This window comes from Streptomyces sp. NPDC037100 (assembly GCF_055606225.1).
On record NZ_JBVJSX010000003.1, the window covers coordinates 321,119 to 335,540 of the forward strand.

13 protein-coding genes are annotated in these 14,422 nt (G+C 71.9%); 11 read left to right on the forward strand and 2 right to left on the reverse strand.

What is annotated here, in order from left to right; translation table 11 throughout:
* Positions 1–145: 145 nt before the first annotated feature.
* The 5 genes from ACZ7EG_RS11530 to ACZ7EG_RS11550 all read left to right on the forward strand — a co-directional run bounded on the left by ACZ7EG_RS11530 (position 146) and on the right by ACZ7EG_RS11550 (position 5,416).
* Positions 146–1,138, forward strand: a complete 993-nt coding sequence (locus tag ACZ7EG_RS11530; protein ID WP_471075636.1) for a ParB/RepB/Spo0J family partition protein — start codon at positions 146–148, stop codon at positions 1,136–1,138.
* An 88-nt stretch (positions 1,139–1,226) separates the two neighbouring features.
* On the forward strand, positions 1,227–2,300 hold the full coding sequence (locus tag ACZ7EG_RS11535) for a substrate-binding domain-containing protein (RefSeq protein WP_471075639.1): 1,074 nt from the start codon (positions 1,227–1,229) through the stop codon (positions 2,298–2,300).
* Positions 2,294–3,193: an HAD family hydrolase gene (locus ACZ7EG_RS11540; protein ID WP_471075642.1), complete on the forward strand. Its 900-nt coding sequence runs from the start codon at positions 2,294–2,296 to the stop codon at positions 3,191–3,193. The genes ACZ7EG_RS11535 and ACZ7EG_RS11540 overlap by 7 nt, the downstream gene beginning before the upstream one ends.
* Positions 3,175–4,407 carry a glycogen synthase gene (glgA, locus tag ACZ7EG_RS11545; RefSeq protein WP_471075645.1) on the forward strand — a complete coding sequence of 411 codons (1,233 nt, stop codon included), beginning with the start codon at positions 3,175–3,177 and terminating at the stop codon, positions 4,405–4,407. Before ACZ7EG_RS11540 ends, glgA begins: the two co-directional genes overlap by 19 nt.
* Before the next feature lie 232 nt (positions 4,408–4,639).
* Positions 4,640–5,416 carry a thioesterase II family protein gene (locus tag ACZ7EG_RS11550; RefSeq protein ID WP_471075648.1) on the forward strand — a complete coding sequence of 259 codons (777 nt, stop codon included), beginning with the start codon at positions 4,640–4,642 and terminating at the stop codon, positions 5,414–5,416.
* 74 nt (positions 5,417–5,490) lie between these two features.
* On the opposite strand, the gene ACZ7EG_RS11555 is transcribed toward ACZ7EG_RS11550, so the two are convergent.
* Both ACZ7EG_RS11555 and ACZ7EG_RS11560 read right to left on the reverse strand, forming a co-directional pair.
* Entirely contained in the window at positions 5,491–6,915 is a 1,425-nt protein-coding gene (locus ACZ7EG_RS11555; protein ID WP_471075651.1) for an aminobutyraldehyde dehydrogenase, read from the reverse strand.
* 68 nt (positions 6,916–6,983) lie between these two features.
* Positions 6,984–8,261: a cytochrome P450 gene (locus ACZ7EG_RS11560; protein ID WP_471075654.1), complete on the reverse strand. Its 1,278-nt coding sequence runs from the start codon at positions 8,259–8,261 to the stop codon at positions 6,984–6,986.
* A gap of 227 nt (positions 8,262–8,488) precedes the next feature.
* On the opposite strand from ACZ7EG_RS11560, the gene ACZ7EG_RS11565 reads away from it, so the two are divergent.
* The 6 genes from ACZ7EG_RS11565 to ACZ7EG_RS11590 are packed head-to-tail and all read left to right on the forward strand — an operon-like array spanning position 8,489 to position 14,384.
* Complete coding sequence (locus tag ACZ7EG_RS11565; protein WP_471075657.1) at positions 8,489–9,847, forward strand: aromatic ring-hydroxylating oxygenase subunit alpha; 1,359 nt, start codon at positions 8,489–8,491, stop codon at positions 9,845–9,847.
* A complete protein-coding gene (locus tag ACZ7EG_RS11570; RefSeq protein WP_471075660.1) occupies positions 9,840–10,421 on the forward strand; it encodes an aromatic-ring-hydroxylating dioxygenase subunit beta in 582 nt (193 codons plus the stop codon). Before ACZ7EG_RS11565 ends, ACZ7EG_RS11570 begins: the two co-directional genes overlap by 8 nt.
* 24 nt (positions 10,422–10,445) lie before the next feature.
* Positions 10,446–10,715, forward strand: coding sequence for a hypothetical protein (locus ACZ7EG_RS11575; protein WP_471075663.1), 270 nt, complete (start codon positions 10,446–10,448; stop codon positions 10,713–10,715).
* Positions 10,712–11,572 (forward strand): FAD binding domain-containing protein, encoded by an 861-nt coding sequence (locus ACZ7EG_RS11580; protein WP_471075666.1) that lies wholly within the window; start codon positions 10,712–10,714, stop codon positions 11,570–11,572. Before ACZ7EG_RS11575 ends, ACZ7EG_RS11580 begins: the two co-directional genes overlap by 4 nt.
* Positions 11,569–12,045, forward strand: a complete 477-nt coding sequence (locus tag ACZ7EG_RS11585) for a (2Fe-2S)-binding protein (protein ID WP_471075669.1) — start codon at positions 11,569–11,571, stop codon at positions 12,043–12,045. The genes ACZ7EG_RS11580 and ACZ7EG_RS11585 overlap by 4 nt, the downstream gene beginning before the upstream one ends.
* On the forward strand, positions 12,042–14,384 hold the full coding sequence (locus ACZ7EG_RS11590) for a xanthine dehydrogenase family protein molybdopterin-binding subunit (RefSeq protein ID WP_471075672.1): 2,343 nt from the start codon (positions 12,042–12,044) through the stop codon (positions 14,382–14,384). The genes ACZ7EG_RS11585 and ACZ7EG_RS11590 overlap by 4 nt, the downstream gene beginning before the upstream one ends.
* Positions 14,385–14,422: the final 38 nt, after the last annotated feature.

Below are 14,422 nucleotides of genomic sequence, written 5' to 3' on the forward strand. Positions count from 1 at the left end.
TGCGTTGTACGCCCCTTAAAAAAAAGAGAATGAATGGTATTCTTTTCGCCTTGATCGTCGTGTGCATGTCGAACGTCTTCTTCGGGGAGCCGCATTGGATGCCAGCGAGCAGTGTGGGAAGGCAGCTGACGACGCCCTTGCCTACGTGACGCGATGTCAGGCCGAGTCACTGAGTTCCCGCGCGGAACTCGTAGCGATCAACGAACTGGTGACCGTCGGCTCGCCCCGGATCTCGGGCGAGGACCCCGGGTACGTACGGGCCCTGGCGGAGAGTGAATCGGAACTCCCGCCGATCATGGTGCATCGCCGCACCATGCGGGTCATCGACGGCACCCACCGCCTGCGCGCCGCCGAGCTGCGCGGCCAGGAGCACGTGGCGGTCCGCTTCTTCGAAGGTGAGGAGACCGACGCCTTCGTCGTCTCCGTCGCCGCGAACGTGACCCACGGGCTGCCGCTGTCCCGGGAGGACCGGATCGCGGCCGTCCGGCACATCTTCGTCTCGCACCCGCACTGGTCGGACCGTGCCGTCGCCAGCGTGACGGGACTGTCGGCCAAGAAGGTCGCCGAGGTGCGCCGCGGCATGGACGAGGGCGAGTCGGCGTCGGCGGTGCGGGTGGGGCTGGACGGCCGGGCCCGTCCGGTCAACGCAGCACACGGCCGGGAACTGGCCAGCCGGCTCATCCGTGAGAACCCGGAGGCGTCCCTGCGCGAGATAGCCCGCCAGGTGGGCATATCCCCGGCCACGGTGGCCGACGTGCGCGACCGGCTGCGGCAGGGCAGGGACCCGGTGCCGCTGAAGCTGCGCGGTGTGCAGTCCCCACCGGAGCGCGTGCCGCGGACGTTCACCGACGACAGCGTGCCGCTGCTGCGCAATCGCCCCCTGTCGGATCTGATGCCGATCTTCGACACGCTGCGCCGCGACCCGTCGATGCGGTTCAACGACGTCGGCCGCATGGTCCTGCGGCTGTTCGACGCCTGCGCGGTCGCCGTGCGCGAGCAGCAGAAGATCACCGACGCGGTGCCCGTGCACTGCCGTGGGCTGGTCGCCGAACTGCTCGTCGGTTACGCGGAGGTGTGGAGCTACCTCGCGGAAGAGCTCAGAGAGACCGACGAGTTGCCCCACTCGCCGGCCGTATGACCGCCCGGCACGTTCCCCTGTTCAACTGCGTGAGCGCAGCGGTTGAACGGACCTATCGCCCGACCCGAGCACGCAGCGAGGAGAGAACATGGTTCAGGCTGTAGTCGACCCGGTGGCCCGGCCCGTCGGACACGACGACACGGCACGTGTGGCCCGGCCGTTCCGCCCGCATCCGCCGAGCGCCCCTGTCGTGATCGCCCCGGCCCCCGCCGTGAGCGCCCCGGCCCCGGCCGTGAGCGCCCCGGCCCCCGCCGTGAGCGCCCCGGCCCCGGCCGTGAGCGCCCCGGCCCCGGCCGTGAGCGCCCCGGCCCCGGCCGCGCTGACGGCGCTCGTCCTGCCTGACGCGGAGAGCCCCGCCCTGCTGCATCTCGCGGGCCGGCTGACCCATGCACTCCAGCGCCGCGGACTGCTCGCGGTGCTGCACCCCGAGCCGGCCGGTCATGCCGCACGCGACCGGTTCCGCGGCTGGCTGACCGCCCTCGGGGTCGGTGCCCTGGTACAGGTGGGCGAGCCGGCCCGCTCCGAACGGCCTTCACGGCAGCTGAAGATGTCCCTGGCCGGGGGCATACCGTTCTACGGCGTGCGGTTCGGCGCCGAGGAGTCCACGGAGCTCACCTTCTGCATTGACGACGAACTGGCCGCCGACCAGGTTCTCGGCCACCTGCGTGGTCTGGGGCACACCGAGATCGGGTGTCTCCTCGACGCGCCGGGCAACCCGGCGGCCATCGGCAGGGAGTCGACGTACCGGGCCCGGGGCGTCCGGCGGGTGAACCGGACCGCCTCCGCCACTCCGGAGGGCGTGCGCGCGGCGACCGGAGCCTTACTCGAGGCCGGATGCACCGCCGTCGTCTGCGGGAGCGACCTGCTCGCCCTCGGTGCGCTCGCCACACTCCGCGACCGGGGGCTGAGCGCACCGCGCGACGTGTCGCTGATCAGCCTCGCGGACTCGCCGCCCGGCCGCTTCGCCGAACCGACACTGACGGTCCTGCAACCACCGGTGGAGCAGATGGCGGAGAGCGTGGCGGACGTCCTGCGCGAAGCCCTGGTCGACGCCCCGGCACCGCGGTTGCGGCTCCTCGGCGCCTCGGAGCTGCGCTACGCGCCGGACCTTGTGGTCCGCGGCTCCACCGGTCCCGCCCCGGCGGGGGGCCGGGCATGCTGAGGCTCGCGGCCACCGACCTGGACGGCACCCTCCTCAGAAGCGACCTGACCGTCGCCGCGCGGACCCTCGTCACACTGCGTACGGCGAGGCTGCGCGGAGTGGGGCACCTGATCGTCACCGGCCGGCCCGCCGCCGACTGCGCGCCGGTCTTCGCGGCGCTGGACTACGAGGGCATCGCCGTGTGCGGGCAGGGAGCCCAGATGTACGACGTGTCGGCGCGGCGCATGGTCTGGGCCGAGTCGCTCGACCGGGACCTGGCCCGTGCCCTGGTGGCCGAGGTGCGCGAGGAACTGGCCGCACGGGACGTGCGGGGCGAGCTCCACCTCGCGGTCAACGCCGCCGGACCCGACGCCGAGTTCGTGCGGACGCCCGGCTTCACCGTGGGCGTGACGATGTCCGCCGTGCGCACCTGCTCCCCCGCCGAGCTGTGGAACCGGCCCGTCGACCGGGTGTTCCTGCGGCACGACGGGCTCGCCGACGAGGTCCTCGCGGCGGTGGCCGCGGACGTGTGCGGTACGGCGGCCGGTGTCACCCACTCCGACCGGGGCATGGTCGAGATCCTGCCGGCCGGCACGGACAAGGGAACGGGCCTGGCCCGGGCCACCGCTCTGCTGGGCATCGACCTCGCCGACGTGGTGGCGTTCGGTGACATGCCGAACGACATCCCTCTGCTCACCCGGGCCGGTCACGGCGTGGCGATGGCCAACGGCCACCCCTTCCTGAAGGCCGTCGCCGACGAAACCGCGCCGCACCACGACGACGACGGAGTCGCCCGCGTTCTGGAGCGACTGACCGGCTTCGGTGCCCCGGACGACCAGGACGCCGCCGTCCTGACCCTCGCCACCTCCTCGCCCGCCGCGGAAAGGAACTCCGTATGCGTGTCGACCTGCTGACCCGTGAGTATCCGCCGCATGTGTACGGCGGGGCGGGCGTGCACGTGGCCGCTCTCGCCGAACACCTGCATCCGCTGGTGGACCTGCGCGTGCACCGCTACGGGGCCGACTCCGACGCCGATGCCGGACCGGACCCGGACGGGGCCGGCGGCGGGCCGGGGGTCCGCGCCCATCCGGTGCCGGACACCCTGCGCGGAGCCAACCCCGCCCTGCAGGCCGTCGGGGTGGGCGCCGCCATGGCGGACGCGGTGAGCGGGACCTCGCTGGTGCACAGCCACACCTGGTACGCCGCTCTGGCGGGCAGCCTCGCCCAGCGCCTGCACGGTGTGCCGCACGTCGTCACGGCCCACAGCCTGGAGCTGCTGCGCCCGTGGAAGGCCGACCAGCTGGGCGGGGGATACCGGCTGTCCTCCGCTCTGGAGGAGAACGCCCTGCGCACGGCCGACCGGATCATCGCCGTGTCCCGGGCCATGGCCCGGGACATCACCCGCCTGCACCCCGGTCTCGACCCCGGTCGGGTGAGCGTCGTGCACAACGGCATCGACACCGAGGCGTTCGCCCCCGACCACGGCACGGACCAGCTGGAGCGGTTCGGGATACCCACCGACCGTCCCATCGTCGCCTGTGTCGCCCGGATCAGCCGGCAGAAGGGCCTGGAGCATCTCCTGCGCGCCGCACGGCACTTCGTTCCCGGTACCCGTCTGGTCGTCGTCGCGCAGACCGCGGACACGGCACAGCAGCGCGCGGAGTTCGCCGAGGGGGTGGCAGCGCTGCGGGCCCAGGGGCACGCCTGCCACTGGATCAGTGGGCCGTTCCCCCGTCGCGCCCTGGTGCAACTGCTCTCCCACGCCCGGGTCTTCGTGTGCCCGTCGGTCTACGAACCGCTCGGCATCGTGAACCTGGAGGCGATGGCCTGCGGCACCCCCGTCGTGGCGTCCGCCACCGGAGGGATCCCCGAAGTGGTCGGCGAAGGGCAAACCGGCATGCTGGTCCCGTTGCGTTCCGGCGCCACGTCCGGCGGGCAGCCGGACGAGCCGCTCGTCTTCGCCAAGGATCTGGCAGCCCGCGTCAACGCGCTCGTCGAGGATCCCGGCACCGCCCGGCGGATGGGTGAGGAGGGCAGACGGCAGGCCGTCCGGAACTTCTCCTGGCGGCACGCCGCCCGGCAGGTCAGGGACATCTACGTGGACCTGGTCGGCTTCGGCGCCGCCTGAGCCGCGCCCGCGCGGTGCAGGAGCCGGGCGGGTCGCAGAAGGCGCCGGTCACGCCGCCGATGGAGGCCGGCTGCGAAGGGCAGCCTGCTGAACACCCCTTGGGCGTCGTCTCTTGCGCTCGTATGGTCGGGCGGGGCGCGAGCGTCGATCGAGGAGTCGCTCTCGCCCGGATTCGAGGCCCCGCCGGACACGGTTGCCGCGGGGGACACGCGGGTGGACGGGGGACGCTGACATGACGAGACCGGTGACGCCCTCCGAGCAGGCGGCGGCCACGGTGCGCGGTGACGGCTGGCTCACCGTGCCCAGGCCGCGTCCCGCGGCCGCGAGTCGTCTGTACTGTTTGCCCTGGGCCGGGGCCGGAGCGGCGGTGTACCGCGCATGGGCCGAATGGCTGCCGGCCGACGTCGAAGTGATTCCCGTGGCTCTGCCGGGGCGTGAACGGCGGCTGCGGGAAGAGCCGTTGCGCTCGGTGGAGCAGGTGGCCGAGGCCCTGACCCCGGTGCTGCTCCGGGACGCCGACCGGCCCTACGCCCTGTTCGGGCACTCCATGGGGGCGCTCGTCGCCCACGCGACCGCCCTGCGCACGGCCGCGGCCGGCCGGCCACCGCGTCACCTGTTCGTCTCGGGCTCGCGCGCCCCGCACCGCGACCTGCACTACGGCGGGCTGCACACCCTGGAGTCCGGGGCGTTCCTGGCTGCCGTGCGCCGCTTCCAGCCGGAGTCCGGCGGGGCGCTCGACGACGACGAGCTGGTCGAGCTGATCCTGCCCGCGCTGCACGCGGACTTCGCAGCTGCCGAGACCTATCGGGCGCCCGCTGACCGCCGGGTCCCCTGCCCCGTGACGGCGTTCGGCGGGGACCGGGACCCGCTGGTCAGCGGCGCCGACGTGGTCGCGTGGCGTCAGCACAGCGGTGGGGTGTTCACCGAGCACACCATCGAGGGCGGGCACCTGTTCGTGGTCACCGCCGGGCGGCGGATGTGCGAGCTGGTCGCCGAGGACCTGGGATGACACCGGCCGTGCGAAAGGGCGAAGGCGCCGGAGCGGAAGTCCGCTCCGGCGCCTTCGCCCTGTGATTCCCTGCCCTACGCCCCCTGGTGGTGCATCACGTGCTTGATCCGCGTGTACGCCTCGAAGCCGTACGCGGACAGGTCCTTGCCGTAGCCGGAGTGCTTGAACCCGCCGTGCGGCATCTCGGAGGGGAACCCGAGGTGTGTGTTGACCCAGACGGTGCCGAAGTCCAGGCGGGTGGTCAGGCGCATCGCCCGGCCGTGGTCGCGCGTCCACACCGCCGAGGCCAAGCCCTGCTCCACACCGTTGGCGAGCGTCACCGCCTCGTCCTCGGTGCTGAAGGACTGGACGGTGACGACCGGGCCGAACACCTCCGTCTGGACGATCTCGTCGTCCTGCCGGACGCCCCGGATCACGGTCGGTGCGAAGAAGTAGCCCTCATCGCCCACCTGTTCACCGCCGGCGATGACGCGGGCGTGTTCCGGCAGCCGGGCGAGCAGGCCCTTCACCCGCTCCAGCTGGGCCGCGTTGTTCAACGGCCCGTAGCCGGCGTCCGGGTCGGCGGGCGGGCCCGGGCGGACCGCACGTGCGGCAGCGGCCAGGCGCTCCACGAATGCGTCGTGGATCCCCTCCTCCACCAGGACCCGGGTGGCCGCGGTGCAGTCCTGCCCGGCGTTGCCGAAGGCACCCTCGACGATCTTCGCGACGGCCGCGTCCAGCTCGGCGTCGGCGAAGACGAGCACCGGGGTCTTGCCACCCAGCTCCAGGTGCACCCGCTTCAGGCTCTGTGCGGCGGTGCGGGCGACGTCGATGCCCGCGTCGACCGAGCCGGTCAGCGACACCATTGCGGGCACCGCGTGCTCCGTCATCAGCCGGCCGGTGGACGGCCCCCCGCAGAGCACGTTGAGCACACCGGCGGGAAGGACCTCGGCGGCCAGTTCGGCGAGGAGCAGGGCGGTGCGCGGCGTGGTCTCGGCCGGCTTGAGCACCACGGTGTTGCCCGCCGCGATGGCCGGCGCGCTCTTGAGAACGGCCATCAGCAGGGGGAAGTTCCACGGGGCCAGCTGGGCGCAGACACCGACCGGCTCCCGGCGCACGTAGGAGGTGTGGCCCGGGGTGTACTCACCGGCCGCACTGCCCTCCAGGATGCGGGCGGCGCCCGCGAAGAAGCGGAGTTGGTCGACCATCAGGGGCAGCTCACCCGCCGCGGCGGTGCTGCCGGTGTCGAGCAGTTCGGCCGCGGCGAACTCCTCGGCTCGCTCCAGCAGCGCGTCGGCGATGTGCAACAGCGCCTCCTGGCGGGCCACCGGTGCCGTGCGGCGCCAGGTCTCGAAGGCGGCCGCCGCCGCGCGCATGGCGGCGTCGACGTCCTCCGGGCCGCTCAGCGGAACCAGGGCACTCGCAACGCCGGTGCACGGGTCGAGCAGTTCGGCGTACTGGCCCTCGACCGGCTCGGTCCTCTTGCCGTCCACGAAGTTGGAGAGTGCGGGCAGCGTCATCGGGGTCTCCTCGGTGGGGCCCCGGCCGCGATGCGGCCGGGGGTAAGGGCAGGGCTTCGGGCGACAGGTCACGCGGCCCCGGGCACGGCCGCCGTCGCGGTGGTGTCCTCGACGCGGAGCTCGGTGAAGCCGTGGAAGCCCAGGTTGTTGTTGTAGTTCAGGCTCTGCGGCAGCACGCGCAGTCCGGGCATCCGGCGGTAGAGGCTGGTCAGGGCGATGCGCATGGTCTGACGCACCAGCGGGTCCCCGAAGCACAGGTGGCGTCCGGCCCCGAAGGTGAGGTGCCGGTTGGGCGCCGGCCGGTCCAGGACCAGCTCGTCGGCCTGGGAGAAGGCCTGCGGGTCACGGTTGGCGGACGCCACGTAGAGGATCATCGGCCGCCCGGCGGGCAGCACGATCTCCTCGCCGGCCGCGGTGGTGTAGGGGATGTCCTCACGCGCCACCCGGCCGACGAACTGCACCGGGGTGCAGAAGCGCAGCAGTTCCTCGATGGCGTCGGGGATGGCGGCCGGGTCCAGGAGCATGGCCCGCTCGGCGGCGGGGCGCTCGTCCAGCACCTGCACGCTGTTGCCGATCAGGTAGCGGATCGAGGCGACTCCGGCGAACAGCAGCAGGGCCGCCTGGGCGACCACGTCCTCCTCGGAGAACCGGTGCCCGTGCACCTCCGTGGTCCGCAGGGTGTGCAGCAGACCGCCCTCGCGGGCCGCCTGCTCGGCGCATTCGGGGGAGGCCAGGAACTCGGTCAGTTCACGCGTGCTGGCCTGGGTGCGCTTGAGGTGCTCGACGGTGACCTGGGTCGAGCCGAAGAGGTGCGCGATGTCGTCGGTCCATCGCGTCAGTTCCGGGTGGGCGTCGACGGGGACACCGAGCACGTCGGCGATGACCATGGCGGGCAGCGGGAAGGCGAACTCCGACATCAGGTCGAAGCCGGCGGGATCGACCTCGTCGAGCAGTCGGTCCACCAAGCCTTGGATCCGGGGTTCGAGCCACTCGTCGGTGAACGGCCGGTAGCTGTTGTTGGCCTGACGGCGGTTGCGGGTGTGCTCCTTGCCGTCGTGAAACGCCAGCCACCGTTCGTACACGCCGATCATGTCGGCGAATTCCTCGCGCTGTGACTCCGGCAGGAACCAGAGCGGAACGGCTGCCCGGGCGTTCGAAAGGCGCTCGTCCTTCATGAGCCGCAGACAGTCCTCATAGCTGAAGAACAGCCACGCTCCGCCGAAGATGCGGTCCGAACGGAAGGCAGGGCTTTCGTCCCGCATCTTCGTGTAGAAGGAGAACGGGTCCGGAATGTATTCAAAGTCGTTGTGCGTGAATTCTTCCGCGGACAGTCCATGGGTCGGCAACGGTTTTCCTCCGTCTCGAATGAACCGGTGAGGCGGCGCGACGGGGCGCGGCGCGAACCACTAGAACAGGGCAATCGCCCCGCAGGCAATGGCCTCCGGGGAAAGTTGAACGGCGCTGTCTTCACTGCGAACTCGGACACTGGTCAGGGAGGAGTGCCGGGAGCTAATCTGCCGCGGCATCAATGCTGAATCGGTGTGCCATCGGCCCTGAAAAGGCGGAGCAGGAATTGAGTGAAAGAGCGCGCGCAGACGATGCGCAAAACACCTGTCGACTGGACCGTCGGTCGTTCTTCGACGAGAGCATCCTGAAGAAGGAATTGCAGCGGGTCTTCCGCCCGAACTGGCAGTTGATCGGCTTCGAGTCCGAGCTCCCCGACGCCGGGGACTACGTGGTGCGCCGGCTCGGCGCCGACGGCGTCATCGTGGCGCGGGACGAAGAGGGCCGCATCACCGTCATGCTCAACTCGTGCAGCCACCGGGGCACCCAGCTCTGCCGCGCCACCTTCGGCAACGCGGCGCACTTCCGGTGCAGTTACCACGGCTGGACGTACGCCAACGACGGTCGCCTGGTGGGTGTCCCGAGCATCCGGAGCAACTACCCGCCCACGTTCCGCAAGAAGGACTACGACCTGCCGCGCGCCAGGTGCACCGTCTACCGCGGCTTCGTGTTCGCCACCTGGAACGAGCAGGCCCCGCCGTTGGAGGAGTACCTCGGCGACTTCCGCTGGTACCTGGACGCGCTCCTCGACCTCACCGGCGGCGACTGGGAGGTCTACGGGCCGCCCCAGCGCTCCGTCGTGAAGGGCAACTGGAAGATCGCCACGGACAACTTCGCGGGCGACGGATACCACATGCAGACGACCCACCAGGCCGCCTTCGAACAGGGAATCTACGGCAGCAGCCTGGCCGACGGAACCCTGGGCAAGGGCGAACTCGACCTGCTGGGGGTCAACATCAGCACTCCGCAGGGGCACGCGGTGCGGGCCGGTTACGTGGTGGAGAAGGCCGACCCCACCCTCCGCCGTGACCTGTCACAGCCCGCGTACCTCGGTTACCCCCGCGAGGACTGGCCGCGTTTCACCGCCGGGCAGACCGAGGAGCAGGTGCGGTTCAACTCGCACTGCGAGGTCGTCCACGGGGTGGTCTTCCCCAACGCCGCGTTCCTCAGCGTCTCTCACGACCGCGCCGTCGGGCGCGACGACGACCCCTTGACGAAGTACTTCGTCTGGCGCGTGCACCAGCCCATCGACGCACGTCACACCGAGTGCACGTACTGGACGCTCGTGCCGCGGTCGATGAGCGAGGAGTGGAAGAAGCGGTCGTACGCCTTCCAGGCGCGTTCGCAGTCGGCCGGCGGAATCCTCTTCGAAATGGACGACTTCGAGAACTTCGCCCGTATCGACGCGGCCATCGCCGGCTCCGTGGCGGACGGTGCTCCCACCGACCTGTCCCTCGGCATGGGGCTCGGGCGGCACCTGCCCGATTTCCCGGGCCCCGGCCGGGCGGAGTCCATCACCCTCTCGGAACACAACCAGCGTGGTTTCTACCGGCGTTGGTCCGAGCTCATGGAGGACCCTCGTGACTGACCTCGGTACCGAGCCGACAGGCGGGGCGGCGCGTGTGCTGCCGGAACACCAGCCCTTCCCGGCACGCGGCACCCGCCGCCGGGAACTGGACGCCCCGCTGCGGGACTTCCTCACCGAGGAGGCCGCGCTGCTCGACGACCGCGACCACCGGGCCTGGCTCGGCCTGCTGGACGAGGACTTCCTCTACCAGGTTCCGGTGCCGCTGCTGCGCGAGGACCCGGACTTGCCGCGGCACAGCGACCGGGCGATGCTCTTCGAGGCCACCAAGCACGTCCTCGCCATGAAACTCGGCCGCGTCGGCCTGCGCCACGCCTGGTCCGACCGCCCCGGTGGCGTGCTGCGGCACTTCCTCGGCTCCGTGCGGGTGTTCAGCACCGCACAGGAGGGGACGTGGCGCGTCGACACCAGCGTGCTCGCCACCTGGAGCCGTGGCCGGGACGAGGGTGCCCTCGCCACCGCCGACCGCCAGGACATCGTCACGGACCTCGGCGGCGGCCGTTACCGGCTCTTGCGGCGCCGGGTGCTGCTCGACACCGAGGTGCCCACCCATGAACAGCTCTCCATCATCTTCTGACGGCCACGACGGCAGGAAAGTCTCATGAGCGGACTCGCGTGGAGCCCCACGGGGCGGCAGGAAGCGGCAGTGTGCAGGATCGTCTGCGAATCGGCGGCAGTACGGGTGGCCGCCTCTCCGCTGGGCAACGGCATGCGGCTGAGGCTCACGTCGGAACGCACGGGGGCGGAGGTCCTGCTGGACGCCACCGTGCTCGACGCCCTGTGCCACCTCACCCCCTCGAACGCCGTCGAGCTGGTCAGGTCCGTCACCGAGTCCGGCTCACTCGCCGAGGGCGCGGGGGAGCGGCGGTGAAACCGGCGCCCTTCGATTACCAGGCCCCGCGTACCCTCGACGAGGCCCTCGCGCTGCTGGCGGGGAACGACCGACCGGTGACGGCGCTGGCCGGCGGGCAGAGCCTGGTGCCCCAGCTGAACCTGCGCCGGCTGCGTCCCGCCACCGTGGTCGACCTCAACCGGGTCGCCGGGCTCGCGGGGATCCGGGTGGGCACGGACGTCGTACGCATCGGTGCGATGACCCGGCTGCGGTCCCTGGAGACCGACCCCACTGTGCTCCGAGCGCTTCCCGTCCTTGCACAGACCGCTGCCCAGGTGGCACATCGGCAGATACGTCACCGCAGCACGGTCGGCGGGTCGCTGTGCCATGCCGACCCGGCGGCGCAACTGCCCGCGACCGTCCTGGCCCTGGAGGCCCGGCTGACGCTGCACAGCGTCCAGGGATCCCGGACCCTGACGGCCGAGGAGTTCTTCCTCGGCCCACACGTCACCGCCCGGCGACCGACCGAACTGCTCACCGCCATCGAGATCCCCCGTACCGGCCTGCTTCACCACTTCGAAGCGGTGGCCCGGCGAGGCAGCGCCGGCGGCCCGCTCGTCGGGGTGTGTCTCGGCGTCGCCCGGGACGGACCACTGGTCACCCGGGCGCGCATCGCCGCGTCCGGCGTCGCGGACCGTCCGGTACGGCTGCGCGAGGTGGAGCAGGCCCTGGCAGGTCACCGGCTCGACGGTGACCTGGAGCGGGTGCTGGACGCCGCCGGAGCCGTCACTCCCCCCGGCGACCTGCACGGGACCAGCGCCTACCGCGCCGACATGCTGCGCGTCGTACTGCGTCGCGCGGCCTCCCACCTGGCAGCCGTAAGGAGTGGTTCATGAGATCCACGCACATCACACTCACCGTCAACGGAACGGTGCGCTCCGCTCCGACGGAGGCACGCACCCTGCTGAGCGACTTCTTGCGCCATGCCCTCGGACTCACGGGCACTCACGTGGGCTGCGAACAGGGCGCCTGCGGTGCCTGCACCGTGCTGGTCGACGACGAGCCGGTCCGGTCCTGCCTGATGCTCGCGGTGCAGGCCGACGGCCGCCGGGTGGAGACCGTGGAGTCGATCGCCCCCGACGCCGAACTCGACGGACTGCAGCGGGCGATGAGCGCCGAGCACGGACTGCAGTGCGGGTTCTGCACCCCGGGACTGCTCATGGCCCTGCGCCACGCCGAGCGCGTGGGGCTCGGCGCGGCGGAGGCCGTGGCCGACGTCCTGCCCGGCCACGTCTGCCGTTGCACGGGGTACGGCGGCATCCGGTCGGCTGTCCACAAGCACTGGGAGAGCGCGGAGGAGGGCCGGTGAGCGCACGCGAACCCCTGGTAGGCCGCTCCCTGCCCCGTATGAACGATGCCCGTCTGCTGCGCGGCAACGGCCGGTACGTCGACGACATCGACGACACCGGAGCCCTGCACGCGGTCGTCCTGCGCAGTACCGAGGCCCACGGCCGGGTGGTGCGCTTCGACGCCACCGCGGCACGGGCGAGCGGCGAGGCTCGGCTCGTCCTCGGCCCGGACGACATCGCCGAGTGGCTGAGCCCGCTGCCCACCACCTGGCGGCTGCCCGGCCAGCGCGCGCGTCACGTCGACCCGCAGGCCCGCGTGGTGCGGTACGTGGGTCAGCCGATCGGACTGGTGGTCGCCGACAGCCGGGCCCTTGCCGAGGACCTCGCCGAACGCGTCGCCATGGACATCGAACCCCTGCCCGCCGTCATCGGACTCGACGAGGCGCTCGCCGAGGGCGCGCCCCTGGTGCACCCCGATGTCTGCGGCAACGTGGCCGGCCGGATCCACTTCGGCGACCCGGTGGAGGAACTGGAGGAGATCTTCGCGACCGCCGCTCACGTGGTCGAGCGGCGGCTGGGCATCCAGCGTGCCAGCCACAGCCCCCTCGAGCCGCGGGGACTGCTGACCGAGTGGGTCCCGGCGGTGCGCCGGCTCACCGTGTGGAGCAGCACGCAGGCACCCCACGTGGTCCGGCGCGAACTGGCGTCGACCCTCGGACTGCGCGTCGACGAGATCAGGGTGGTGGCGCCCGACGTCGGTGGCTCCTTCGGCGGCAAGGTGACCCTGCACGTCGACGAGGCGCTGGTCTGCCTCGCCGCCGTGCTCCTGGGCGGCCGCGTGAAGTGGATCGAGGACCGTACGGAGAGCCTCACCGCCTCCTACCAGGGGAGGGGGCAGCGGGCCTGGGCGCGACTGGCCCTGGACGACACGGGCCGCTTCCTCGCGCTGCACGCGGACGTCAAGGGCGACCTCGGAGCGTTCTCCATCCAGGCGGGTTCGGGCCCCTTCCAGGTCACCGGACTCGCGCTGGAAGGCCCCTACCGGTTCGAACGGGCCGGTGCCACGGTCACCGGCGTGTACACCAACGCCGTGCCCACCGGCGCCTACCGGGGATACGGCATGCAGGAGGCCGCCTGGATCCGGGAACGGCTCATCGCCGAGGCGGCCCGGGAACAGGGCCTGGACCTCGTCGACCTGCAGCTGCGGAACATGATCGGGCCGCACGAGATGCCGTACACCACCCGCACCGGCATGACGTACGACAACGGCGACTACCCGGCCGTCCTGAAGCGTGCCGCGGACATCGGCGCCCGGCGGAGGCGGGCCTCGACCGACACCGTGCGGCGCGGTGTCGCGGTGAGCGCCGGGGTCGAGATCACCGGCTTCGCGCCGACGGCGCTGCTCGAGGCGTTCGGGATCGACTGGAGCGGCTGGGAGAGCGTCCGGCTGCGCGTCAACCACGACGGCACCGTCGTCGTCTTCTCCGGCGTCGTAGGCATCGGCCAGGGCATCGAGACAGCGCTCGCGCAGATCACCGCCGACCGGCTCGACGTCCCGCTGGAGTCGGTCACGGTCGAGCTGGGCGACACCGCCACCTCCCCCTACTCGGACCTGTCGTCGCAGGCCAGCCGCTCCCTCACGCTGGCCGGCGGGGCGCTGGTGCGAGCCTGCGACCGGATGCGGGAGCGGATGGCCGCCCTGGCCGCGGGCTGTCTGGGCGCCGACCCGGCGGACGTCATCCGGGACGGACCGGTCTTCCGCGTCGCCGGGCGGGACACCACGGCGACCTGGGCCGAGGTCGCCTCCCGCGGCTGGAAGGGCTGGGGACGGCCCGACCCCGACCGGATCCAGCTGGAGGAGTCGGTCGACTTCGACCCGCCCGCCCTCACCTTCTCCTACAGCGCCCACGGGGCGGCGGTGGCCGTCGACACGGAGACCGGACGGATCGCCGTGGAGGACTACTGGACGGTCAACGACAGCGGAGTGGTCGTCAATCCGCTCATCGCGGTCGGCCAGGTCGTCGGCGGGGTCGCCCAGGGCCTGGGCATCGCCCTGCTGGAGGAGGCGCTGCACGACCCCGTGACCGGTCGGCCGCTGACCACCGGGTTCGGCGACTACACACTGCCGTCCTCGGGTGACGTCCCGCCCGTGACCGTCGAGGAGCGGACCACCCCGAGCGAGGTGACCCCCGGCGGGTTCAAGGGGCTCGGCGAGGGCGGCGCCATCCTGCCGCCCGCCGTCGTCGCCAACGCCGTCGCCGACGCCCTGCCCGAAACAGGCGAGGCACTGACGTCGTCGCCGCTGACGCCCTTCCGTATCTGGTCCGCGCTGCGAGCCGTGAAGCCGGAGCAGGACTGACCGCCCGTCGGCAGAGCAACCATCCCCATCCAGTCAGG

What these genes read in the sequence shown, in the direction of transcription:
- ACZ7EG_RS11535 (WP_471075639.1), top strand. Translation starts at nt 1,227, where the DNA reads ATGGTTCAGGCTGTAGTCGACCCGGTGGCCCGGCCCGTCGGACACGAC.
- ACZ7EG_RS11540 (WP_471075642.1), top strand. Translation starts at nt 2,294, where the DNA reads ATGCTGAGGCTCGCGGCCACCGACCTGGACGGCACCCTCCTCAGAAGC.
- glgA (WP_471075645.1), top strand. Translation starts at nt 3,175, where the DNA reads ATGCGTGTCGACCTGCTGACCCGTGAGTATCCGCCGCATGTGTACGGC.
- ACZ7EG_RS11550 (WP_471075648.1), top strand. Translation starts at nt 4,640, where the DNA reads ATGACGAGACCGGTGACGCCCTCCGAGCAGGCGGCGGCCACGGTGCGC.
- ACZ7EG_RS11555 (WP_471075651.1), bottom strand. Translation starts at nt 6,915, where the DNA reads ATGACGCTGCCCGCACTCTCCAACTTCGTGGACGGCAAGAGGACCGAG.
- ACZ7EG_RS11575 (WP_471075663.1), top strand. Translation starts at nt 10,446, where the DNA reads ATGAGCGGACTCGCGTGGAGCCCCACGGGGCGGCAGGAAGCGGCAGTG.
- ACZ7EG_RS11585 (WP_471075669.1), top strand. Translation starts at nt 11,569, where the DNA reads ATGAGATCCACGCACATCACACTCACCGTCAACGGAACGGTGCGCTCC.